Origin of the sequence: Octadecabacter antarcticus 307 (assembly GCF_000155675.2) — a bacterium.
In the GTDB taxonomy this organism is placed as follows: domain Bacteria; phylum Pseudomonadota; class Alphaproteobacteria; order Rhodobacterales; family Rhodobacteraceae; genus Octadecabacter; species Octadecabacter antarcticus.
This window is the reverse complement of sequence record NC_020911.1, coordinates 4267113-4290203: the sequence shown is the minus strand read 5'-3', so window position 1 is coordinate 4290203 and position 23091 is coordinate 4267113. Positions and strand designations below refer to the sequence as shown.

Sequence of the window (23091 nt, the reverse complement as noted above, 5' to 3'; positions counted from 1 at the left end):
AACTTCATCGGAAAGAATGCACGGACAGGACAGTCATGAGATCAAGTGGTCAGGCCCTTCTTGGGTCACGCGGCATCTTCGAGACAAAGCCTCACCGCAAGGCGTTCCCGGATGGTCGACAGGTCCAGGGAAAGACACATGTCAGGTCGATCAGAATGTGGGTCAGACCACACCGAGACGCCTAGCGGCACCAACCCAACAAACGGTCGATCAGTGTTTGAGTCAAACCACCCGAGAACTGGTGACCATTATATGACTATCCGTGTTCATGATCTCTGGCTTGCCGTATCGGGCGATAGCCTCCTCCAGCGCCTCAACACAGAAGCTAGCATCCAGCGTATTTGAGAGCCGCCAAGTCAGCACTTTTCGCGTTGCCCAGTCCATGATCGCCACCAGATACAAAAAACCATTCTTGACGGGTATGTAGGTGATGTCGCTGCACCAGACCTGATTGGGTCGGGTGATTGCCAACTTTCTCAGCAGGTATGGATAAATGCGGTGCTGTGGGTGCTTCTTGCTGGTGTTCGGCCCCTTGTAGATGGCCTACAACCCCCTCTCAGCGATGCTTTGCATCGCCTGCCGGGCAAGGCATGATGTTCATCAGGCGACGAACACGATGCCGACCCGCAGAGAACCCTGACTGGGGCAAATAGGCTGCTATCTGTCGGCTGCCAAAGAATGGATATTTCGTAAATATCCGATCAATCTCATGCATCAGCTTAAGCGTCTCAGCATTCACCCCAACTGGTGTGTAATAGATCGACGAACGGCTGATCTTGAGCAGCTTACACTGGCGCGTCAGGCTCAGTTTTGTGTTCTCTTTGCGGACCATCTCGCGGCGTTTTGATGGGCTCACCCCGGTGAATTCGCTTTAGCGAAATAACCTGTCTTCAGCCCTTGTGACAAAAAATCGTTCTCCACCGCTAACTGACCAATCTTGGCGTGCAGCTCTTTAATCTCACCGGCCTTGTTCTGAGCCTTTTTGACCTTGTCGGTAAAAACCCCGGCCATGCCTTCGATCGCCTGTCGTTTCCATGTGCTCACCTGCGTTGGGTGGAGCTGCCGCTTGGCCGCAATCTCCTGAACCGTCTTGTCACCGCGCAGCGCCTCAAGCGCCACAGTAGCTTTAAAGTTGTCTGAAAAGTTCCGTCGCTTTGTCATCCTCGTATCCATTCGTTCGTGTTGGATACATCTTAGCACGCTGTCCAGTTTTGCCGGACCACTTCACATCTCCTACATCCCGTCAAAAACGGTTTTCTATACTTGGTGGCGATCATTGATTGGGCGAACCGCAAGGCGCTGTCCTAGCGGCTCTCAAATGCGCCAGATGCCAGCTTCTGTGTTGAGGCGTTGGAGGAAGCTATTGCCAAATATGGAAAGCCATAGCTCATGAATACGGATCAGAGCAGTCAATACGCCGGCGGGGGGCGGTCACGACTTTGACCAAAGCGGACATCAAAGTTTCAATGGGCGGTCGCGGCCGCTATTTGGATGAACCTCTTCATCGAACGCCTCTGGGGTACCCTGAAACAGGAGGACAGTTATCTACTTGAAATCAGCGAGTGCTTCCAGTCAAAATGTATCATAGATAACTGGATTGAGTTTCACAACTCAGAGCGCCCTCACGCCGCCCTTGATAAGCGAACGCCGGACGTCGTATACGTTGGTAAGGTGTAAACACGAAAAACGGCATGAATAAAAACCAGATGCATCTTAACCCAGCCATAAACCCGTCCAAAAAACGCCTTAAACCTATCCTAAAAAGCAGGACCACTCAATTTAGAGTTAAGACTGGTATAGTCAAAAGAAAGGTCCTGAATAGAAGTAAGCCTAGTCCGACAGCGCCAAAGTAAGCCATTTTCAATATTTGTTTCTGATTCGGGAAGATCGGGTATAATTCGCCACTAATAATTCTGTTCCCTCAAACAAGTTACAGCAAAAAAGCAGCGGATTACGCGTCGCCGACACACCAATCAGATCATCTGGATCATACTGTTTCCAAATACTTGAAGTTGCCGGATTTTTTAACCCTTTTATCGCGAATTGTTGACAAAATTTTTACCTCGCTATAAAAATTTTCTAACTGAGCAGTTTTCGGCGAAGCTTTCTTGAGGGCATGATCTCGTCCGTAAAGCCTTCTTTTCGGCAGCTGTTCTATCAACGTTTCTAGGCTTTTCTAAATTTAGTGATCCCGTTAGTTAAATTATTCAGTTTCTTGCTGGATGTCCCAATGGAGAACAAAATGTCAATTCTTTCTGTACCTAGTCCATATGCGACCGTGGCAGACGCCATGGCTGCTGCAAGCACTGGCGACACTATTAGTCTGGCGGCTGGCTACGGCCCCGAAGTTGTAATAGTCACTTTAGATAACATCACTATCACTGGGCCAGCTTCTGCGACCGGCATAGATCTGACCATTGGAGCTGGCGTTACTGGTTTGACTCTTGATGGTGAGGCTCCGATCAACGTTACGGACTCAGGTACAGACGACATAATTACCGGCAATAGCGGCGATAATATAATCACTGTGACGGGTGGCGCCGATGTTGTTGACGGTGGTGCTGGCGATGACTGGTTGGTGTTGGACTACAGTGGGTCAGCAGTTACCGTCTCCGCAACCACAACCTCAATCTCCTTTGCCGGCTCGCCAGGCACGGTTACAATCGCTCCAAATTCGATTGAGCATTTCTTGGTGTTAACTGGTGGCGGCACCGACACTATTACGCTTACCACCGCTGACGGTGATAATTATTTTGACACCGGAGAAGGTGCCAGCACGGTCACGGTCGGAAGCGGTGATAATGTCTTTGTTGGAGGCTCCGGCATTGATACGCTCACCTTTGGTAACGGCGACAACTCCATCAATCTTGGTTACGGCACGAATGGGGCAAACACGCTCACGGGCGGATCGGGCAACAATACCATTCTTGGCAGCGACGGCATCGATACAGTGACCCTGGGTGGCGGCAACAACCGGATCGAGGTTGGAGACGGCGCTAACACGCTCTCGATCGGCGGAACCTTCAATGGCAACAATGTTATTATTGGTGGCAGCGGTATCGATACGATCACGGTTGGTGGAGGTAACAACTGCATTGATGCTGGGTGGGGCACTGCTGGGGCCAACACGATCACGTCCAGCGCGACGGGAACGGGCACCAATAGCATTCTTGGCGGCGAAGGCATCGATACAATCACTCTTGGTAACGGGGACAGCTACATTGCCGCTGGCGGCGGGGACAATACGATCACGACCGGTACGGGCGATAGTTTCATCACAGCCGACAACGGCATAGACACGATTACCGCGATGGGCGGCGATAACGTTATCGAAGCGGGGACCGGCGGAATCAATACTGTTACCACCGGCATTGGCAACGACGTCGTTGAAACTGGTAACGCTGCTGACATCATCACCACGGGTGCAGGTAACGATATTATTAAGGATCTTGGTGGTGGAGGCACTTTAACTGGCGCTGCCGGACATGACCGAATCATCATGGACTTTTCCGCTTCATCAGGGGGGGTCACTACCACGGCTGTAAATGTCGCGGGAACTTATTCTGGCCTAGTGGGCGGAACGTCCTACACGGGTATTGAGGAATTCCACATCACCGGCAGCGGCGGTGGCGACATCATCACAACCGGTGCTGGTGCTGACGTTTTGGACGGCGGGCATGGGGCCGACACTCTGACTGCTGGCGGCGGGTCTGACGTTATCTATGGCACCGTTGGCGATGTTATTGCGGGTGGCGAAGATGCTGGTGGCGGTGACAATGACGTTCTGGTTCTAAATGGCCTTGGTGACGGCACCCTTGAATATGATGTAGGCAATAATGAAAACGGCACGTTCACCTTAAATGCCGGTGGCGGTTCGATAAGTTTCACTGGTATCGAGAGTATTGTGTTCAACGCCGACATGATCACGACGCCTGAGGATACAACCTTAGTGGGCGACCTCGGCGTGACAGTGTCCACGTTTCAAGTGGGCAACAATACCTATAGCGCTGGTCAGACAGTAGTCCGCACTGAGGGCGAACTGACGATCAATGTTGACGGCAGCTACACCTTTGCGCCAGCTCCGAATTATAACGGGCCGGCTCCGGTCATAAGCTACACAGACAGTGCGAATGTGACCGCGTCTCTGTTCATTGAAGTTACAGCCATGGACGAGATGACCCCTCATTGTCTCACGGGTGAAGCACCGACCGTAACTATCACGGAAGATGCGAACAATGACGGCGACATAAATGAAGCTGAATTGATTGGTCGGGTCAATGTTCAGATTGCATTGCCAGGGGGGGCCTTTGCAGGCGATACGCTCACGATCACCAATCCCGACGGAACCACCACCGATGTGACTCTGACCGTCGATGATATTATTGCTGGTAAAATCCTTGTCGATTTTGAACCCCCAGCCGTGGATGAAACTATTACTGTCTCTGCAGCGGTCACCAGTATAGTAGGCACCTCTGGAACAGGTACCGACTCCGCAACAGTCGTCTGCTTTGTATTGGGTACCCTGATCGCGACTGCGGGCGGCGAAATTCCAGTAGAACACCTAAAAGTTGGTGACCTTGTTCAAACCCGCGATCGCGGATTGCAACCTTTGCGCTGGACTGGTCGCCGCGATGTTGACGCCAGCGAACTTTCCGAAAACGAAAATTTGCGGCCAATCCGCATTCGTAAGGATGTCATCAGCGCTGGATGTGGTGTTGGCGACTTGGTCGTATCACCGCAACACCGTGTCTTGATCACCTCTAAAGTGGCTCAGCGGATGTTCGGCAACACAGAAGTCTTGATCTCGGCCAAACAGCTTTTGGCGATTGACGGGGTCGATATCGCCGTTGATGTCGAAGACGTAACTTATTTCCACATCCTCTTTGATCAGCACGAAATTGTCTATGCTGATGGGGTCCCCTCCGAGAGCCTTTACCTCGGCAAAGAGGCGCAAAAAAGCCTTAGCGCTGCGGGTCGGGAAGAAATCCATGCCTTGTTCCCAGAAACGGCTTCACCGACCTTTGTTGCCACGTCTTGCCGTCCGATCATTCAAGGCAAGCGGGCCCGAAAACTGGCCCTGCGTCATCAAAATAATGACAAGCATCTCTTGGATGACCAAAGGGCGTATGGCTAATCTCAAGTGCGAAGGCAGCCAAAGCTAGTAGGGACCTCTCGGCGATAATTCAACAAGCCAGCCTAAAGGTCCCTATCTCGCCCGTTATGCAGATGGCTTTGTTAAAGGTGCGTTCTCCCTTACCCTTGCTTGGGCTCAAACGACCGACCCAAACATGGGACAATTACATTCTAAGGTAACCTCGAAAAACACAAGAAATCATATACTTGCCCCTAACGATACATATGGCACATTTTCACTAAGATCTATTTATCTGAACACCTTTTCCTAAAAAGATAACGCGCGTTAGAAAAAATTGAGGCTGATTGAGAGGCAAAAAATGGCAAAGCAAAACATAATTTACGGCCGGGCCGTACCTGTGAATACCCAAGCACATAAGGACGTATCTGTCGAAATAACCGACACATACGCATTTGCAAAACACGTCAACACGGTACCTATTGTGGCAGCAGAGTTTACGGCATCTTCTGCTGATTTGGTAATTGTATTTACTGGCTCTGAAGGCGCTATATTTCCATCAGTTTTGCTAGGCGTCGAAAGTGATCAGAACGAATTTATCGACGAAGACGGCTTATGGACGGGTAAATATGTGCCTGCTTTCTTGCGCCGTTATCCTTTTGTTTTTGCACAAAGCCCTGAAGAAGACCAATTGGTGCTGTGCATCGACGAAGAATTTGAAGGTGTCAACAGCGACGGTGTGGGCGAACGCCTTTTCGATTCAGACGGGGAACGCACGCAGTATTTGGAGAATAAACTTCAGTTTTCTGCTCAGTATCAAAATCAACACCTGCAAACCAAAATCTTTTGCGCCCGGCTGCTCGAACTTGGCCTGCTGGAACCAGCCGTTGCCAACTTTATGGGCGACGCAAGCCAACCACGCCGTCTGTCTGGTTTCTTCCGGATCAACCGTGAGAAACTAAAAGCCATCGCACCGGAAACACTGACCATGATGTTCAACAATGATGAGTTGGAATTGTGCTATGTACACCTGCAGTCGTTCAACAATGTTGATATGCTTGGCCTGAAATCGGCCGCCAGTTCAGATTGACGGGCGCACGGCTAAAGATAGTTAACCTTTGCGCCATCTTTTTTCATAATGGGGCATCTGAATCCCGCACATCATCAAGATACGCTAGGGCCGATGAAATAAATTCAGGCGGGATGTACCTAGCAGTATTCTTTTCTTGCTTACATCATTGGCCAGAAAAATTGTGTCGTCAAGGATTTCAGCAAGCATCAAGCATAGTGGCTGCGGTGGCAGCAAAAATGACAGGTACAAAAAGGCGTATTTTATAAGATGAAGTTCGCCCCAGATTACGGACAGTTTTATTATTGATCCTATTCAGCCGCTTTCCTAGCGATATCGTCAAATGCCTTTTGCGGTTTTTGGTAGCCGATGCCGGAGCGACGGCGCTTTAGGTTGTAGAATACTTCAATGCACTCGAAGATATGCTTGTCGTGCAAGCCCGTGGCTTGCGTACCCATCTTTCGGCAGATTGCTGCGCAATCGCCTGTTGGTCAGTGGTTCAGGCCTCATGCGAAGACGGCGGCTGACCATACTCAGAAACGGTCCCTTACGACCAAGCCCATATCGATCCAGCCGCCACCAGTTCTCCCCGAAATTGGCTTAGCGGGCAATGGCTCAATCTTTGCAGATCGATGGGGAAAACATAACACAAGCCCTAAGTTGTCAACGACGCGCCTGAAACAAATGATGGCGGCAAGCCTGCTATTGTTTTGGTAAAGATCAATGTCCGCTTAGCGGCAGAGGACGAAATCGCTCTCTACCGCCTCGATTGTGGCGTTATGATAATCAGTTGAACATTCCAGCGCGGTCAGTGATCAAGATCACGCATGTCGCCAGTGGAGTAGCTTTGCAAAGGCCGATATTTGTCCAAACAGGACCTGATCGAATGCGTCAGTCAGGGCCTTTAAGCAGGCCGTGCGATGGTTTCTAAGTCAGACACCTCAACGTTTTTACGAATGCAAAGTCGCAGCAGCGGCGGCACCGTCAGCAACGTGAGGAAGGCTGACAGTGACAAGCCACCGACCACAACTGCGCCGAGCCCACGATAGAGTTCAGATCCTTCGCCGGAGAAGATAATCAGGGGCAGCATCCCCATTACACTGGTTAAGGTGGACATGAATATTGGTCGAATCCGGTTGCGCGTTGCTTCTTCTATGGCGTCCACAGGCTCCATCCCTTCGTCGCGAAGGTGAAACAGCGTTTGGTGCACGATAAGGATCGCGTTATTAACAACAATTCCAACTAGAATGACGAATCCTAAAAGCGTCAGCATATCCAACGGTTGGGTTTGATAGGTGTTCAAAAGCGCCAAACCGCCTACGCCACCTGCTGCAGCAACAGGCACCGAGATCATGATGACAAGTGGCAACAGAAAGCTCTCAAATAAGATCGCCATAACAAGGAATACGATGATCATCGCGACGATCAAATTAATCTGAATGGCAGCCCATGTCTGGCTCAGCTGATCTGCCGTGCCTGATACACTGAGCTGAATGTCATTGGGTAACCCTTGCTGTTCCAGCACGGCAACCACTTGGGTTTCCAACATCTCAACAGCTTGTTCGAGAGGCAGATCGTTTGAGGGCCGGACCTCAAGCGTGACGGTGCGCAATCGTTCGCGGTGTCGAATTTCAGTCGGGCCGGCTGTTAGGACGACATCCGCCAGCGCAGACACTGGCACAATCTGACCCCCGGGAGTCACTACGGGGTAATTGCCGATGTCTTGCGTGCGCACGGCGTCAGTGACGGATGGATCGCCCTTCAGTACCAGATTGACGCGGTCTGACCCAATCGTGACCTGCGCAACGCGCAACCCATCGTTGAACGCATCAACAGTGGCGGCCAGTGCAGAACTATCTAGCCCCGCATCCGCCAACCGCAAACGATCTGGGATCAGACGCACTTCGGGTGCGCCAAGTTCCAGCCCCGGAATGGGGCGGAACTGATGCCCTTCCGAGCGGGGCAAAATTTGTGATACGATGCCGGCCGCCCGCCCCGCAACACCCAAAATAACGTCAAGGTCTTGGCCAGATACATTCAATTCAATCGTACGCCCGCCGCCAACACCGCGCCCGAACAACGACGGCTGGGTCATGAACCCGAATGTGCCTGGCTCTGCAAATATCGGGCTACTCAGAACAGGGATAAGTTCAGCTGCGCGGCTAGGATCAACAGCGCCAGCACCCACAAACGAATTGCCAGGTGTGGCTACGAAAAAGAAGCTGTCGATGGAGGGAATACCATCTTCCGTCTGCGTGTCTGGCGCAGCCTCCCAAAGCGGTCGTGCGACGTTTTCGATGCGTTGGGCAATTGTTTCCGTGGTTTCCAGATTATACCCCGGTGGTGGGATTATCAGACCAAAGACCAAGTTGCGGTTGCCTTCGGGCAGGTATTCAAGACGGGGCAGGAACGTCCAACTGGCGATCGCTGCACCGCCCGCAATTACGGCAACCATCGCAATCCCGATTGAACGGTACCGCACAGTGATCCGCACGTAGGCCATCACCGCGCGCCGAAACCCTGACGCAATATGATCAACGCCCCAAATCCGCATGGGCAGTTGATCATCCGCACGAAGCAACCTGCTGGAGAGCGCTGGAATGACCGTCACGGCAACCAAAAGGGATAAAATCACGGACACGGAAATCGCCACCGCGATGTCGCGAAACAACTGTCCCGCCTCAAGCTGCATGATCAAAATTGGAATAAATACCAACACGGTTGTCAAGGCTGACACAAGGATCGCACCCCACACCTGCTTTGCGCCCAGATAGGCGGCTTCGCGTCTGCTATACCCTGCCTCGCGCAGGCGAAAAATGTTTTCCAACACGACAATGGCCGCATCCACGATCATGCCGATGGCAAACGCGATCCCTGCCAATGAAATCACGTTCAGCGTGCGCCCGGTCAGCGCCATAACCACGAATGTGGCGACAATCGACACTGGGATGGCGAGAGATACAATGATCGTGGCGCGTGTACTGCGCAAGAACAACATAAGGATAAACGCAGCAAGCGCCGCGCCGATCCAAATATTCTGGATCACAAGATCAATGGCGCCCTGAATATATATCGTTTCGTCGTAAACCTGTTCCGCGTTCAACCCGACGTCGTTCAGAGGACCGACACGCAATTCCTCCAATACCACGCGGAATTCTTCCATAACACTGATCACGTTGGCGCCAGATTCACGCACCACATTAAACGCGAGGCCCGGTTCTCCTTCGAAACGCAGCCGGCTTGTCGCCTCTTGGTAGGCGAATGACACCTCGGCAACGTCCATAACGCGGACACGGCCAACACCGCCGTTCGCCACATCTGACCGCAGCACAACATTGCGGATCGCGTCTTCGGTGTTCAGGCTGCTTTCGGTGCGCACGACATAACGGCGTTTGCCCTCGTCCACGTCCCCAGCTGAGGTTGATATGTTTTCAGACCGTAAAACCCGCACGACCTCGGGCACTGTCAGGCCGTAGCGTGACAGTCGTTGGGGGTCAACGATGACCTGCAATTCACGCTGTGTCCCGCCGAAGACATTAACGGCTGACACGCCTTCGATGCGTTCGACGCGGTCTTTGATGACGTCTTCCAGAAAGTCGCCATAGGTGGGCATGGCCCGTGTGTTGCCCTCTTTTGCGGTCATCAAAACCCACGCGATCGGGCTGTCATCTGCGCCCGAGGTATTGAGTGTTGGTTGGCTCGCCTCGGCAGGATAACCTCCAACACGGTCTAGACGGTTTGACACCAGCAACAACGACTGGCTCATGTCTGTGCCAACGGCAAATTCTAGCGTCACGGATGCTTCGCCCGTGCGCGACCGCGACGTCATGATTTCAAGCCCTTCAAGGCCGCGCAGTGTTTCTTCTTGCAGGTTTACAATCTCGCGCTCGACTTCAGACGGGGCGGCGCCGGGCCAGCTGGTTTGCACGACGACAATCGGTTTGCGCACATCGGGGGCCAATTGGATCGGTATGCGCGACAGCGCCAGCATTCCAAAAAGAACTGCGATCAGAACCGCCGCGACGACCGCTACTGGTCGAGCAATGGAATAACGGATCAGGTTCACTGGCTGACCTCCACGACGGACGGCGCGATGTCTTGGCCCGGACGTAATCTTTCGTTTCCGCGCACAACCACAAGATCGCCAATCTGCAACCCGTCCAACACTTCATAACGGTTTCCCACGGGCACGCCCACTGTGACGGTGCGCGGCTGGGCCTGACCGTCGACGGCCACAAACACAGTCCAACCACCACTGGCTTGAACGAGCGCATCCTTTGGCACAGTCACCATCGCGCGCGCTTCACCTAAGGGGATATCAACCGTCAAGGATTGCCCAACGGCAACGAGTGCATCGTTCGCGGCAAGCACGGTCGTGAACAGCACTGCGCGGGTACGTGTTGAAGGATCTTCAATCGGGAGTGTTGCCCGCAGCTCAAGCGCGACTTTGAGCCCACTATCCGTCTCAGCCGTCACGATTAAGCCGGGGCGCAGGCCGTCCGCATAGCGTGCGGGAACATTGGCACGCACTTCAAACGCACTTGTATCCAGCATGCGCACGACCGGTGTGCCCGCTTGAATGAACGCGCCTGGAATGGTCAAAACCTCAAGGATTACGCCTGAAAACGGCGCGGTGATAATACTGCGATCCAGCTGATATCGCGCTTCCGCAAGGCGCGTTTGTGCGGTTTTTTCACGCGCATCTGCCTCAGCGAGTAGCGAGCGGGCTTCTAGCAGTTCTGCTTCCAAATCTTCAAAACGTCCTTGACTGAAAGACGCCGTATCACTGAGCGCTTCGATGCGATCAAAGCTAATCTGCGCCCGCATCAGACGTGCGGCTGCGGTTCTTGTCGCTGCCTGTGATTCTGCAATTTGCGCTTGGGATTGATCCAAACGGATTGACAACAACTCGCCGTTCGCCTCAATCAGCAGATCACCTGCCTCAACGCGGTCACCAGCCAATACATAGACTGTGTCAACGTTGCCTGAGATACGCCCGGCCACTGCGCCATCCCGCCCGGTCACAACTTGTGCAAAGACCGGAACTGTTTCCGCAAAAACCTGTTGTTCTACCGATTGTACGCCGACTGCAGCCGCCCGGCCTTGGGCCCCAACGTCATGCGAAAAAAGTGCCATGGACACAATTAAAATAGATTTAAACATACGCAATTTTTTCTCCCCGAATTGCATTTAGATAGCGCTTTTTCACAATAAACAATGACATGGCACAAGACTTTCGTTCGGCCGACAAGTTTTAGACACTTTCGCCCAGTTTTGATGACCCCGCGGATGAAGTGCGCGCACAATTGCCGTGACGATTTATTCACATTGCCCGTTTGCGGAAGCTGCAGACATTGTTAGGTGCTCAACGGCCCAAGGCTCGCCGTTTTTGGGTTAAAAACACGGTGGCGCGGATAGCGCAGCTAAACATATTGGACGCGCTGTTCGTCTGCCAAAGTGCTCACCGGTTGGCGGCCTGCGTCTCATCGAATAATATAATCTGTTCTTTGCGCGGCCAATGGCATCAAGGACACCTCTGTTTATCCCAGTGATAGGAAGAGCGCGTTGTTACAAAAATCAGTTTCTTCGTGGAGTCGCGCAAGCGCAACCGATGGCCAGAGGTATTCAAGCGGAGCGAGGTGACTATAGACAGAAAACGAAATTCCAAAACACTGGATGCCAAGCCCCAAAGTGTTCCAAAAACGGTTCTCTGTTTGCAGCCTTGTCAAGCGGGGTTGCGATCTGTCCGTCCGGGTCATGGTTCTCTCCGAGGTCGCGGTCGTCTTACTTGTCGTACTTGTCCGCGCCTCATGATGGTTTTCGGTGGTAGATTGTCTCCAATGTCGTTTGCGGGTTGCGCGGCAATGGCCACGTCCCAACCGTTTTTACGAGATCAATCAACCTCCGTCCCGTCGGGACTTCGCTTCCCGCCCGTCCGGCGAGAATTTAGTTCAGGCAGTGGCCTCCTGTATCCATTGATAGTCAGTTCCTAACTTCCAGAGCGTCAGCATCAGCACAGCAATCTTGCGCGCGGTGGCGACTGCGGCTTTGCGGAACCCGCGCCGTCCAGCCAGTCGGACTGCCCAGGATTTCAAAGCAGAGAAGCGTTTCACTTGTCTGATGACGCAGGACGCCGCTTCAAGCAGCAATCCACGCATCGCAGCATCTCCGCACTTTGATACTCGACCCGACCAATCCATTTCACTCGATTGGTGCCGCCTCGGTGTTAGACCAAGGAACGCGCCGACATCAGCGGTTTTGCTGAACCGATCGGGATCATCGACAAGTGCAACAAAGCTGAGCGACACGATGGGACCAACACCCGGAATGGTCATCAGGCGGCGCGTGATCGGGTTGCTTTTGACTTTGCCTTCAACGCGCGGTCAAAGTCAGCCGTCGCATTGCAAAGCGTGATGTGTGCGGCAATGAACCCGTCTGCGATGGTGCGCAGCACTGGATCGGTTTCGCCAGCTGCGGCAAGTTGATCGCGGAAACCCTGCCTTTGCTGCGCCTGACCGATCCCGGTCAAACGGATGCCAAAGGTTTTAAGGACGCCTCGGATGTGGCCTTCCAGATCCTTACGCAACCGGATCAGACGTTCCCGTCCTCCAACTAACGCACGCAAACGATCCGACTCTTCGCTGCGGATGTGAACTGGAGTGAACCAGTTCATCCGTGCAAGTTGCGCCAGACCTTCTGCATCAGCACTGTCTGACTTGTTTAATCGTGCAGACAAACTCTTATGGGCTTTGCGGGCATCGATGCAGATTGCGGGTAAATCCAATTCCACCATTCCACGCTGCAACCAGATCGAAAGCTGCCCACTTTCATGCACGATCCGCTTTGGGGCCAGATCGGTTCTTGAGCCAACCTGCCACCCCTTCTGGATCAGCTGGCGCGGTCCCCTGCGCCACAACCTCCCCATCATCATCGATAATACAGATCGAAACTTCTTTGAGTGATACGTCTAATCCCACATAAAAGGCTTATCCCCTTTGCTCCGGCGGCACCTGATGTGGTGTGAAGCGGCTTGTCAATCTACAATGTTCTTGTATTGTTCTACCCATGCCAGCCAGATGGAAAAACGACAAACCCATGTCCCGCCCGGCGTTCGACGCCAGGTTTTCTGATGAGGAAGCGTGTTCGCATTATCTGGCGGAACATCGTTGGCCTGAGGGCTTTGTGTGTCCTTCCTGTGGCACCTGCAAGGGCTGGCCGTTAAAGCGAAATCGCGCGACTTGGGAATGTGCCGGTTGCGCACGGCAGACATCCGTGACGGCTGGCACGGTGATGCACAGCAGCCATTTGCCGTTGCGAATTTGGTTTCTTGCCGCGCACATCATCACCAGCCATTCCAACGGCATGTCAGCGCTGCAACTTCAGGCGCAACTTGGCCTTGGCAGCTACAAGACGGCGTGGCTCCTCTTGCAAAAGCTGCGGCGGTCGATGGTCAACCCTGACCGCAACCCCCTGAAAGACCTTGTCGAGATCGATGAAACAGAGATTCCGTTCCGGTCCCGGCATGATCCCGAGGACCGGCCAAAGGGTGGGCGGAGCCCGGTCGGAAAGATGTTTGTCGTCTGCGCCGTCGAGTTATCAAGAGACGGACATCCGCGCCGTATCAGGATGAAACACATTCCCGACGGCGCATCAAAGACGCTACACGGGTTCATTGGTCAGGCTGTAGAGCCTGGCGCTCACGTCATCACGGATGGCTGGCTAGGTTACGAAAATCCCCCTGCAAACACGCATGAGGCGAAGGTCGTCAGCGGCAAGAAGGCACATGACATACTCCACTGGGTCCACCGCGTGTTCTCCAACCTAAAAACGTGGGCAAAAGGCGTCTTCCACGGCCTCAGAAAATGCCATCTGCAACGCTATCTCGACGAATTTGTGTTCCGCTGGAACCGACGGCGACACATGCGAAGCGCCTTCGACACGCTGCTGGGGATCGGTGTTGGTATTGGCCCAGCGACATATCGTGATTTTGTTGAACAGCGCGCCTGAAGGCCCTTGTTCACGGCAAAAGCCACGCCCCATAAACCCACCAGATGTTACAAACTGATCCGATCCGCCTCTCAAGCCACAAGGGCGAGGTTCTGCGCCGCGTCAACATGTGGGGCAACCGGACTAAAAGGGATAAGCCTTCCCACATAATATGTCATGGTCGTTCTCCTCATGGCTTGTTTCCATGAGGCCAGTATAACAGGACCTCGTTCGCCACTGGAAAGCGGCCGCCGCAATCACACCATGTGGTTTTTGGTTAGTCCTTTCGGGTGCAAAGAGGGGCCACAAAAATTGCTGGTATCAGGTGTCAGTAGTTGTGTGTTAAGGTTGCGAGTTGGCACTACTTTCGGTCATTACGCGTAATGCCTCCCGCATGGCCCCGCCAATTACAATTATAACGCCGCCCGCAAGGGCTGAAATAAACATTTCGTTGCTAAAACTGATGGCAATTGACCTGTCCCCCGGCCCGTTCGCCAGTGTCAGCAGCCCCGACTGCACTGGGTTCAGCACGAATGGTATAATCGCAAGGGCTAAAAATCCCTGCCCTATGTCCTTGATCAGGTCCTCAGAATGATCGGTCAGTATTTCACCCTTGGCAAAGAGATCAAAGAGCCTTCGCATTTCATTCAGCGTCAAAAACAGGACCAAGGGGCGGAGTAGGTTCAGAACTACCACAGTAATAAGCTGCCATCGTGTTGCATCCATAGAAGTCGTGATGCCATCGACGGTGTCGTTCAAAGCTGCTGGTGTCAGCGGTGTTGTAATCAACCCGCCGACGATAGTTATAGGCAGTCCAATCATTGCCACCACTGTGACCACATGTAGAAAACGGGCCAGCTTAGAGACTTTTATTAATTCAGACATATCTAATCTTTCAACTTCTGTAATTCATCTAAGCCGGAATACTTATTAGACTGCACCATGTCCATATCCCTTTACCTCAGCGATCCAGCGCGTGACGATGGCCGGTTTTGGATGGCCGGTTTTGGATGGCTTGCACCCGAAAAATGCGTGAAACGTGCTGGTTTTATTCCGATAAAGCCTAAAATCTGATCTCGCAACTGACGCAACATGGCATTGTGATAAACCCAACGCATGAATAAATTGGGCGTATCTGAAGTCATGATTACGCGGCCCGTTCGCCCGGAAAGCATGGGGGTCGGCATACCCATCCAATTTGTTTCGCGCGTGTTGAACGCCCTTCCTGGAAGCAGGGTGCGATCAAATAGCCCTTTCAGTTTTGCCGGTAAGCCGCCCCACCACATAGGCGTGGTGATGACCATATGCTCGCTCCATTCGATGTCAGTCAAAACCTGCTCAAGGTCCATTTCTAGCGGTTTTTGAACTTTGTAGCCGCCAAATCCAAAATCAGGATCAAAAGAAATGTTGTGTAGGTGAGTAAGTCGGACCTCATGGCCAGCCTCTTGCGCGGCTTGTGCGTAGCTTTCCGCAAGTGTCCGGTTCAGCGAATTTTCTGCAGGGTGACCGTTGAGGATGTATATGCGTTTCGATGTCATGGGGGTTTCCTAAAATGACTATGGTCAATTTAATACCCACATTACTGCCCGCGGTCAATGATTATATTTGACTGTAGTCAATTTTTGTGCGAAAAACCCCTATGGCAAGAGCACAACAGAAGCGAACACTTGAGACACGAACCCGCCTTATAGCGGCGTCAGAAGAGATTATTGATAAGCGTGGGTTCGAAGAGCTGCGTGTTGAGGACGTCGTATTATCAGCGGGCACCGCCAAGGGCACCTTCTTTGCGCATTTCAAAGACAAAAACGCCCTTATGGATCTGATAATAGGTGGCCGGATCGATCAGCATCTCGATAAGCTAGAAGCACTTGCAATGCCTAACACTGTTGAGGAATTGGTAGAGGCGCTCATACCGCTCAGCGATTTCATGACCAGTGAGAGGTATGTTTTCGACCTCATTCTGCGTTATTCTGGTGCGGCTGCAGTGGAAGAAATCGGTCATATCGCTCTAACGTTTGCCCGGCAGATAGAGATTTTAGAACGTTGGTTAGCCAAGACACAGTTTCGCCAAGACATTACCCCGGCCCTCAAAGCCGAGGGCGTTCAGGCTTTCATGGTTCAGGCCATGGCGACAAATTTTTGCGCTCTCCATAACACGCAATCCATTCAGGCACGGCTGATGCCTTATCTTGCCGCCTGGCTAACGCCATGATTCAGCAGGATTCAGTACGCCTGGACCGTTAATATCCAGTCGGCGATCTTGCCGAGATTCTGCTCACTGTGGGCATCTCTCCCCATGCCCAAGAACATATATTGAAGGTGCCACGGCCAATCAGATGGGAGTTGGTCGTTGAACATATCTGCATGTAACAAACCGTGAGTTGCGTTTGGGACCATCACAACGTGTCTCTTTTCAGAGAGCGGCGTCAATTGTTCTTGGAAGGTTTGGTAATCCCCCCTAAAATTAGTGGTGTTTAAAAGCAGATTTTTCTCGGCAAGATATCTGAGGAGATTTTTGATGAAGATAGCGCGATTTAGCGACGCACAGGTCATGGGCATTTTGAAGCAGGCGGAGGGCGGTACGCCGGTCTCTGAGCTGTGTCGGGAGCATGGGATGAGTAGCGCCAGTTTTTACAAGTGGCGTGCCAAGTTCGGCGGCATGGATGCGTCCTTGATCACCGAGATGAAGGACATGGCCGAGCAAAACCGCCGTCTCAAGAGGATGTATGCTGCGATGAGTATGTCCGAGACGATCTTCTGAAGGAGGCGCTCGGAATAAAGCGCTAAGGCCGTCTCACCGACGATTCCCTCTCGGTGAATGTGCCATTCACCTGCCGGCCAGTGGATGGCCATGAATGCAGTCATGCAGCGGGGCACAAGTATCGCACTTGCCTGTCGTACCTTCCAAATTAGCGAGACCTGCTATCGGTACAGCCCGATCTTGAGTGATGAGAATGAGGAGAGAGCAGATTGGCTGGAACGCCTGACCAAGAACAAGCGCACGTGGGGCTTTGGGTTGTGTTTTTTATATTTACGCAACGTGCAGGGCTACGGCTGGAACCACAAACGCGTGTATCCCACTGGCCGTCAGGCGGATCTACTGTGAACTGGAGCTGAACCTGCGGATCAAGCCAAAAAATCGCCTCAAACGTGACAAACCCGAGCCGTTAGCGGTGCCTGATGCACCAAACGAGACCTGGTCTATCGCTGCCCGGCAGTTGATTGCTGTGCAATCAATGAGAGGGGATTTCATGGCGGATCAGCTTGCAGACGGCAGATCAATCCGAACTCTTAACGTCTTGGATGACTTCAATCGTGAAGGCTTGTGCATTGACGTGGACTTCTCGCTGCCCGCAGAACGCGTCGTCCGGAGCCTGAACCAGATCATCGAGTGGCGCGGCAAACCCCAAACCATACGTGTCGATAACGTCCTATGCGCGGAATGATTAGCTGAATTGGCGTCAGGTTATTGTCGCATCGAGGCGTCTCGACACGTTAGAAGCATTGCTCAGTTTGGCATTTTGGTCAACGAACTGTCTCTCCCATAACAAACACAGAGTACGCTTTTGCGGCTCTCACCGTCCTTAAGACGAGATCTTTGGGTCGTTGAGCAGAAGGCCTAAACATTATCTACGAGGTCAGTTGTCTGCCTCCACGGCCCTTACAGAGAAAGGTCCTACTGCTGTCGATCACCCCTCAAAGAAGGGGCGATATGGTTCGCCGTGCTTGATGATCCCATGAACGGTTCGGGCCATCTTCGCTGCGATTGCGGTGTACGCCTTTCGGCGCAAATGGGTGTTGTGACGGTCTTTGGCGATGTAGCGCTCGAACTTGTCGCGGAAGCTGTTGGTGCGCTGCAGAATAGCAACCTGTCCAGCCATCCAAAGCGTTCGACGAAGCCGAGCATTGCCATATTTTGACAGTTTGGTTTGCCCTCTGAATGTACCTGATTGCATAGTCGCAAGGTCCATTCCACAGAACTTCGAAAACTGCCGGTGATGACGAAAGCGCCGTACATCCCCAGCTTCTGCCAAAATTGTCAAAGCATTGATGGGACCGATTCCAGGTATCGATGTCAGTAGCTTATAATCTGGTAGGTCCTTGAGAAGCGCGACGGCGCGATCTTCAATTTGATTGCGTTGCGCGATAAGACTGCGGCCTTCCCCGAGAACCAAGCGGAACATGCTTATCGCGTCGGAATCTGCGGCAACCGGCAGTCCGACTGATACTTTGGCAGTCTCGTAGATATCTGAAAGTAAACGCTCTTTTGCAACCTTGAGGCCCACCACATCCCAAGCGTCAGCGATGAATGCCTCCTTGCTCATGGCTGAGATCAAGTGTGGTGACGGATAACGTTCAAGGAAAGCAAAGAACCAGTCACTGCGAGAACTGCGAGAACTGCGATGGAAACGATCAGCTTCAGGAAAATACAGCGGCAGATAATGGGTTAAAACTCGGTGCCACAACTCGGTGCCACAACTCGGTCTTCGACTTGGATACGATGTCATGCGTTTTGGAAAGCTCTTGGATGTCGTTAGTGCCACGCACGAGGGGGTCATGATAAAACTGCTCGTTCCCGATCTCCATCATGTGAAGAATGACCTGGGCATCCTTAGGGTCGTTTTTGTCCCAACTGTTGTGCAAGGCCTCTCGCGTTCTGGCCAGGGCCACAGATGACACCAACTTCAACTCAAAACCTGCTGCGGCAAGATGATAAGCCAAGGCACGGTGATAATTACCCGTTGCTTCAAAAGCTACACGGACAGGGCGGCCGTAGCAGGCAAGCGATGTGATTAGACGATTGAAGTCGTCTAGCTGGTTCAGAACAGTCAAACGACGGCAGCGCTTCTTGTCCGCAATAGCAATGAGAACTTCGTCGCGGGCCTTCGAGATATCGATGGCCACCAAAACGGGCGCAGTTTGTGTAATAATGATATCGGTCATAGTTGGTCTCCTTTGCGGTGTGGTTTGTACAAAACCACCGTAGGGACCTGAGGCACGGCTATGACCACCTGCTGCGTTATTTGGGGCTGCGCAGGCAGTCATAGCCTTAAATTAGCGATATTCCGAAGGTGTTATGGGCCGGAATATATCAGCGGGACCTTGATGACATGGGCTGAAAAGCACGGTGTTCGGCTTGAACACATCCAGCCAGGCAAACCTCAACAGAATGCCTATATCGAGCGATACAATCGCACCGTTCGCGGCGAATGGTTGAGCCAGTACATCTTTGAAACGATTGAGGAGGCCCAAAACCAGGCGACAGAATGGCTCTGGACTTACAACAATGAGAGACCCAACACGGGCATCGGCGGCATAACGCCCGCAATGAAACTGAAAACAGCCACGTGAATTCTACGGCCGAGCCCCATTAAAAATGGGGGATTGCCCTTGAACCAAGGCAAAGCCGGACCAGAAATACGGTCCCATAACTGGTATTTAGGGCATCACCCATAAAGCGGCCAAGCGTGACGAAGCCGGAAAAGATTGTGACGGCCAATCCTTCGGATCCTGAAAGGACACCAGCGATTTCGACCATATAAACGGTGGCCCAATCGATCATCGCACCCTCTACGATCGTGGCGCCGAATATCACTGCTGCTACCAGCCAAACTGCATTTGGTATCGGCCGCAGCGCTTCGTCCGTCACGGTTTTGGATTGCGTCGTTTTGATATCGGGCAAGGCGTTAGCGACCATGATCAAAATCGGCATCAAGACGACAGCTACGGAGACAAGGCTCACGGTTACCGCCAACCCAAACGATGCCAGTTGAACGCCGGTAAGGCTGCCTGCCATGATCCCCATGCTCCAGAATCCATGGGCACGGTTCATGATTTTGACATCGATTTCCTTTTCAATTCGCGCGGCAAATACGTTCAGTGACACTTGCGCAAAGGGCAATATCGACCCTCAGAAAAACGGCGCCACAAACAGTGACGGCGTGCCCGATGCGAGGCTTGGCAAAACGTCCGCACTTAGCATTGGCACAAAGACTATCAATAATGCACGCCGCGCGCCGAGCTTTCCAACCGTGCGGCCCGCGACATAAAGCGACGGCAGCAGCCCGCAAGGCATGCCCAAATGCGCGATCGCCAATTGAGCCTTGGTTCGTTCCAGCGTGAATTGCACTTCGGCCACCCGCGATAGCCAAAGCCCCAGATGGATTGGTTGCACAAAGAAAACTATCATGCACATCAAGACAGCGTATTTGGCCATATTCGGGGTCATAATGTGGGCGCTCTCTTTGGCTTAAGCGCGCCAGATGCGTGTGAAATCTGTGGCGAGGCTGTGCAGGTCGGCAGGTGTTATATCGCGGCTTTGCCAGCCTTTGGACGCAACACCCAAAATGCGCGGCACCAGCATCGGCCAAAGCTGGGCATCTTGTGTCGTGAATTCAGACCAAAACGCCCCTTGGACACCAATGATATGCTTGACCAATTCCGGTTCATCTAGCGGAATAACGTCCCATGCAATCGTATCATCCAACGAAACATATCCGGCCCAATTGGCACCCCAATCATCGATGTCATCTGTGTGGGCCATATCCATGTAAACGTGTTGCGCGGGGGTCATCACCACGTCGTATCCTGCGCGGGCTGCGGCAAATCCAGACGCGGCACCTGTCCAGCTGAACAGAACCGCATTATGACCAATTCCAGCGTTTTTACCTTGGGCTGCTTCCTCCCATGCGGCAGGGCGCTGACCGTTTTTCACCACAGTCTGGGCGAGGCGTGACATTGTCCAACCTTGCAAGTCCTGCGTGGTTTCTAACCCCTCTTCGGCCATCAACGCCTTAGCGGTGGGTGATCCCATCCAAGTGTCGATGGGCAATTCATCACATCCCAAATGCAGCAAGCCAAATGGAAACAACGCACCGACTTCACGCGCCAATGCCTCTAGGATATCCCATGTTCTGGGCATGGCGGGGTTTACGACGTTGGCGGTATAGCCCTGCACACTGCGTTCTGACCCCACGTCGTCAGGGTCACGTGTATCTGGAAATACTTGCGCCAATGCCAGCGCATGTGCCGGTACTTCGATTTCTGGCATCACTTCGATATTGAGAGTTTTCGCGTGGGCGATCAGGGTTCTGGCGTCGTCTTTGGAATAGCTGCCACCGGCCAGTGGCGAACCAGAAAAGATTGCTGGGACCAAATGGCCTTCGCCGCGCATTTGGGTTTGCTGCCATAACTGCGGCAAACACTCGATCTGCAAACGGAACGCCTCATCATCGGCGAAATGCCAATGGAAGCGGTTGAGTTTGAGCAAGGCCATCAGGTCCAGCAATTGGGTGATGGTTTCGAGTTTGTAAAAATGACGCGCGCAATCCAGATGTTGGCCACGCCATGCGAAACGCGGTGTGTCAGTTATCGTTCCGCAGGGGATTTCGCCTTTGTGGGTCTGCAACAGCATCAGCAACGTGATGGCCCCATAAAACTGACCGCCCGCATCGCCAGCCGCCATTGTGATGTGTTCTGAGGTGATAGCCAAAGTATAGGCATCATGAGGTAAGTCTGCTGTTTCCATGATCACAGGGTGTCCATCGGGGCGCAGAAATGGCCCTTGATTTTGCCTTTCGGCAAGGGCCGCAACAAATCGCATTGCATCAGTTTCACAAGAGTAACTGTTGACCAAAACTGTTTGGCCGGTCGGTGACCAATGCGTGGGTTGTGGGATAAGCTTAAGCCCGGAAAATGACGTGGTGGGCTCGTCTGGAACAGGGTGAAAGCCGGATCTGACGGGTGGAAGTTGGATGACACCCCCGTCACCTGTCCGAAGATATGGGCCAAGTGGCATCCACGCGCGATTTGCAGGCGCATATCCATCGTAACCCAATGAAAATGTATAAGGCACCTCTTCTATCAAGTCCGGCAATTGAACCTCGATATAGCTACCGGTCTGTGTCACCTGTTCACCACCGTGGATAACGGTCATACGCGTGATGCCCGATGTGCAAAACACAGGGCGCGAGATGTTGTGATCAGAAATCACTACGCAATCAAGCCGAGCATCCTTAATCGAACATTCAAATTTCATGTCAGTCCCGCCGCAGTTCCGAAACAAAGTCGTAGATATCAGACCGGTAAAGCCCGCTGGTGAATTCAATTGGGCGGCCCGTTGCAAGATACCCCGTGCGTTCGATTTTCAGAACCGCCGACCCTTCGGGAAGTTTCAACAACTCGGCTTCACGTCGTTCTAGGTTGATCGCGGTCACACGCTGAACCGCCCGCGTTGGAGCGCATCCCTTTTTGCGTAAAACCGCGTAAAGAGATGTTTCAACTTTGCCCGGATCTGGCAGAATGTCTTGCGGCAGCGATGAAAATTCAATTGCCATTGGGACATCATCAGTCCGGCGCAAGCGATCGATACGCGTGACGCGGTCTTGACTGGAAAGCCCAAGAGCCAGAATTTCTCGCGGGCTGGGTGCGAACACCCCACGCAACAAGACGGTGCTGGTTGACGTCATGCCGCGTACCAACATGTTCTCAGTGAACGACACCAACGACGACAGAGATTGCTTCAGTTTTGGCGCTGCGCTGCGTACGAACGACCCTGCGCCTTGGCGTTGTTCGACCAAGCCATCCGCGACCAACAGGCTGACGGCCTTGCGCACTGTTACACGGCTGATCTGCGCGATTTCTGCGAATTCGCGTTCTGGTGGAAGCTGATCATCGGGCGCCAGATCGCCAGACAAGATCGCGGTGCTGATATGGCGCTGCAACTGCTGATAGCGCGACCCACGACCAGGGCGAAACCATGCGTCTTGGTGGAAGACTGAGGTGTCAGGCACGAATCATTATCCTTCTTTTTGGTACTCTTAAGTAATACCAATTTTCCATATAGCACAAGGTTGGCGTTATACACTGTTCATAACCAACTGATATTTAAAATTAATTTTAAGAGACATCATTTGGTATTATTTTGGTAGTACAATTGATCTTC

The 23091-nt window shown here is 52.7% G+C and carries 16 protein-coding genes and 5 pseudogenes; 7 read left to right on the top strand and 14 right to left on the bottom strand.

All coding sequences use genetic code 11. The features are described 5' to 3' along the window. Positions 1–231 precede the first annotated feature (231 nt). The 3 genes and pseudogenes from OAN307_RS27270 to OAN307_RS21860 all read right to left on the bottom strand — a co-directional run. Positions 232–543 (bottom strand): annotated as a pseudogene (locus OAN307_RS27270) (DDE-type integrase/transposase/recombinase); the annotation flags it as partial. Between the two features lie 13 nt (positions 544–556). Next, entirely contained in the window at positions 557–832 is a 276-nt protein-coding gene (locus OAN307_RS27265; RefSeq protein WP_083903082.1) for an IS3 family transposase, read from the bottom strand. Between the two features lie 20 nt (positions 833–852). Next, entirely contained in the window at positions 853–1161 is a 309-nt protein-coding gene (locus OAN307_RS21860; protein ID WP_015499717.1) for an IS3 family transposase, read from the bottom strand. Between the two features lie 330 nt (positions 1162–1491). On the opposite strand from OAN307_RS21860, the gene OAN307_RS31535 reads away from it, so the two are divergent. The 3 genes from OAN307_RS31535 (at position 1492) to OAN307_RS21840 (ending at position 6182) form a co-directional block, all read left to right on the top strand. Continuing rightward, a complete protein-coding gene (locus OAN307_RS31535) occupies positions 1492–1677 on the top strand; it encodes an integrase core domain-containing protein (protein WP_044044239.1) in 186 nt (61 codons plus the stop codon). A gap of 565 nt (positions 1678–2242) precedes the next feature. Then, a complete protein-coding gene (locus tag OAN307_RS29230) occupies positions 2243–5134 on the top strand; it encodes a Hint domain-containing protein (protein WP_015501642.1) in 2892 nt (963 codons plus the stop codon). A gap of 319 nt (positions 5135–5453) precedes the next feature. Next, entirely contained in the window at positions 5454–6182 is a 729-nt protein-coding gene (locus tag OAN307_RS21840) for a SapC family protein (protein WP_015501641.1), read from the top strand. A gap of 290 nt (positions 6183–6472) precedes the next feature. Here OAN307_RS21840 and OAN307_RS29225 read toward each other — a convergent pair whose 3' ends face one another. The 4 genes and pseudogenes from OAN307_RS29225 to OAN307_RS31760 form a co-directional block, all read right to left on the bottom strand. Next, positions 6473–6619: a hypothetical protein gene (locus OAN307_RS29225; RefSeq protein WP_187292512.1), complete on the bottom strand. Its 147-nt coding sequence runs from the start codon at positions 6617–6619 to the stop codon at positions 6473–6475. 446 nt (positions 6620–7065) lie between these two features. Beyond that, positions 7066–10227: an efflux RND transporter permease subunit gene (locus OAN307_RS21835; protein ID WP_015501640.1), complete on the bottom strand. Its 3162-nt coding sequence runs from the start codon at positions 10225–10227 to the stop codon at positions 7066–7068. Beyond that, positions 10224–11324, bottom strand: a complete 1101-nt coding sequence (locus tag OAN307_RS21830) for an efflux RND transporter periplasmic adaptor subunit (RefSeq protein ID WP_015501639.1) — start codon at positions 11322–11324, stop codon at positions 10224–10226. Before OAN307_RS21830 ends, OAN307_RS21835 begins: the two co-directional genes overlap by 4 nt. Positions 11325–12112: 788 nt before the next feature. Then, a pseudogene (locus OAN307_RS31760) lies at positions 12113–13138 on the bottom strand (IS110 family RNA-guided transposase). An 88-nt stretch (positions 13139–13226) separates the two neighbouring features. Here OAN307_RS31760 and OAN307_RS21820 point away from each other — a divergent pair. After that, a complete protein-coding gene (locus OAN307_RS21820) occupies positions 13227–14168 on the top strand; it encodes an IS1595-like element ISOan10 family transposase (protein WP_015498511.1) in 942 nt (313 codons plus the stop codon). 321 nt (positions 14169–14489) lie between these two features. Here OAN307_RS21820 and OAN307_RS21815 read toward each other — a convergent pair whose 3' ends face one another. Both OAN307_RS21815 and OAN307_RS21810 read right to left on the bottom strand, forming a co-directional pair. Then, positions 14490–15032, bottom strand: coding sequence for a hypothetical protein (locus OAN307_RS21815; RefSeq protein WP_015501638.1), 543 nt, complete (start codon positions 15030–15032; stop codon positions 14490–14492). 71 nt (positions 15033–15103) lie between these two features. Further along, complete coding sequence (locus OAN307_RS21810; RefSeq protein WP_015501637.1) at positions 15104–15685, bottom strand: NAD(P)H-dependent oxidoreductase; 582 nt, start codon at positions 15683–15685, stop codon at positions 15104–15106. 101 nt (positions 15686–15786) lie between these two features. Here OAN307_RS21810 and OAN307_RS21805 point away from each other — a divergent pair, with 101 nt between their 5' ends. Next, positions 15787–16359, top strand: coding sequence for a TetR/AcrR family transcriptional regulator (locus OAN307_RS21805; RefSeq protein WP_015501636.1), 573 nt, complete (start codon positions 15787–15789; stop codon positions 16357–16359). A gap of 306 nt (positions 16360–16665) precedes the next feature. After that, a pseudogene (locus OAN307_RS27260) lies at positions 16666–17575 on the top strand (transposase); the annotation flags it as partial. Between the two features lie 202 nt (positions 17576–17777). On the opposite strand, the pseudogene OAN307_RS27255 reads toward OAN307_RS27260, so the two are convergent. Then, positions 17778–19091 (bottom strand): annotated as a pseudogene (locus OAN307_RS27255) (IS110 family RNA-guided transposase). A 135-nt stretch (positions 19092–19226) separates the two neighbouring features. Here OAN307_RS27255 and OAN307_RS21775 point away from each other — a divergent pair. Next, a pseudogene (locus tag OAN307_RS21775) lies at positions 19227–19499 on the top strand (transposase); the annotation flags it as partial. A gap of 19 nt (positions 19500–19518) precedes the next feature. Here OAN307_RS21775 and OAN307_RS21770 read toward each other — a convergent pair. From OAN307_RS21770 to OAN307_RS21755, 4 genes are read right to left on the bottom strand one after another with little or no spacing between them, the layout of a single operon-like run. Beyond that, a complete protein-coding gene (locus OAN307_RS21770; RefSeq protein ID WP_015501635.1) occupies positions 19519–20049 on the bottom strand; it encodes an MFS transporter in 531 nt (176 codons plus the stop codon). Positions 20050–20058: 9 nt separating this feature from the next. Then, entirely contained in the window at positions 20059–20376 is a 318-nt protein-coding gene (locus tag OAN307_RS21765; protein WP_144055659.1) for an MFS transporter, read from the bottom strand. Positions 20377–20397: 21 nt separating this feature from the next. Next, positions 20398–22185 (bottom strand): family 20 glycosylhydrolase, encoded by a 1788-nt coding sequence (locus tag OAN307_RS21760; protein WP_015501634.1) that lies wholly within the window; start codon positions 22183–22185, stop codon positions 20398–20400. Between the two features lies 1 nt (position 22186). Then, positions 22187–22939, bottom strand: coding sequence for a GntR family transcriptional regulator (locus OAN307_RS21755; protein ID WP_015501633.1), 753 nt, complete (start codon positions 22937–22939; stop codon positions 22187–22189). Between the last annotated feature and the right edge of the window lie 152 nt (positions 22940–23091).